Origin of the sequence: Streptococcus sp. OMI750, assembly GCF_047463895.1 — a bacterium.
GTDB lineage: Bacteria > Bacillota > Bacilli > Lactobacillales > Streptococcaceae > Streptococcus.
This window is the reverse complement of record NZ_JASHCZ010000013.1, coordinates 1-1,818: the sequence shown is the minus strand read 5'-3', so window position 1 is coordinate 1,818 and position 1,818 is coordinate 1. Positions and strand designations below refer to the sequence as shown.

General features: G+C 43.5%; 1 pseudogene. It reads right to left on the bottom strand.

What is annotated here, in order from left to right:
- Window positions 1-1,818: pseudogene (locus QM830_RS10860) on the bottom strand (accessory Sec-dependent LPXTG-anchored adhesin); the annotation flags it as partial.

Genomic DNA, 1,818 nt, shown 5'->3' with positions numbered 1-1,818 from the left:
CTGATACTGATTCAGATGTCGATGCTGACTCAGATGTAGAAACGGATTCAGACGTTGACATTGATTGACTTACTGACGTTGAAACGGATTCAGATGTAGAAACTGATGCTGACTCTGACGCAGAAACTGATTCAGATGTCGATACCGATTCAGACGTTGAGATCGATTCAGATGTCGATACTGACTCAGATGTAGAAACTGATTCAGATGTGGAAACAGATACTGACTCTGATACTGATTCAGATGTCGATGCTGACTCAGATGTAGAAACTGATTCTGACGTTGAGACTGATTCAGACATCGATGCTGACTCAGATGTAGATACTGATTCTGACGTTGAGACCGATTCTGAAGTCGATGCTGACTCAGATGTAGATACTGATTCTGACGTTGAGACCGATTCTGAGGTAGAAACTGATTCTGACGTTGAGACCGATTCTGAGGTAGAAACTGATTCGGATACTGATACCGATTCGGACGTTGAGACTGATTCAGAGACTGAAACTGATTCTGATGCTGATACCGATTCAGAGGTAGATACCGATTCAGAGGTCGATACTGATTCTGATGTTGATACCGACTCAGATGTTGATACTGATTCAGAAATCGAGGTCGAAATCGAGATTGATTCTGATGCTGATATTGATTGACTTACTGAAACTGAAGTGGATGCAGATGTACTCACTGATTCAGATGACGATACTGACTCACTCAATGAAGCAGAAGCTTCTTCTGAGGCTGACTCAGATGCAGAAACTGATTCGGAGGTCGATTCTGACTCAGACGTAGAAACAGACGCTGATACTGATTGACTTACTGAAACTGAAGTGGATGCAGATGTACTCACTGATTCAGATGACGATACTGACTCACTCAATGAAGCAGAAGCTTCTTCTGAGGCTGACTCAGATGCAGAAACTGATTCGGAGGTCGATTCTGACTCAGACGTAGAAACAGACGCTGATACTGATTGACTTACTGAAACTGAAGTGGATGCAGATGTACTCACTGATTCAGATGACGATACTGACTCACTCAATGAAGCAGAAGCTTCTTCTGAGGCTGACTCAGATGCAGAAACTGATTCGGAGGTCGATTCTGACTCAGACGTAGAAACAGATGCTGATATTGATTGACTTACTGAAACTGAAGTGGATGCAGATGCACTCACTGATTCAGATGACGATACTGACTCACTCAATGAAGCAGAAGCTTCTTCTGAGGCTGACTCAGATGCAGAAACTGATTCGGAGGTCGATTCTGACTCAGACGTAGAAACAGACGCTGATACTGATTGACTTACTGAAACTGAAGTGGATGCAGATGCACTCACTGATTCAGATGACGATACTGACTCACTCAATGAAGCAGAAGCTTCTTCTGAGGCTGACTCAGATGCAGAAACTGATTCGGAGGCCGATTCTGACTCAGACATAGAAACAGATTCCGATATCGAAACAGACAGCGAGCTAGACACAGATTGGCTTTCTGAGACTGAACTACTCAACGATGCTGACAAACTTTTTGACTGAACTGAGCTAAGTGACTGGCTCGTTGATGAAGATTGACTTTGTGATACGCTAGTCTTCAAGGATTCACTCAAGGAATTTGAGACACTCTGTGATTTCACAGCACTCAAGGACTCACTCGCTGAAGCAGATTGACTTTGTGAGACACTAGTCTTCAAGGACTCACTCAAGGAATTTGAGACACTCTGTGATTTCACAGCACTCAAGGACTCACTCGCTGAAGCAGATTGACTTTGTGAGACACTAGTCTTCAAGGACTCACTCAAGGAATTTGAGACACTCTGTGATT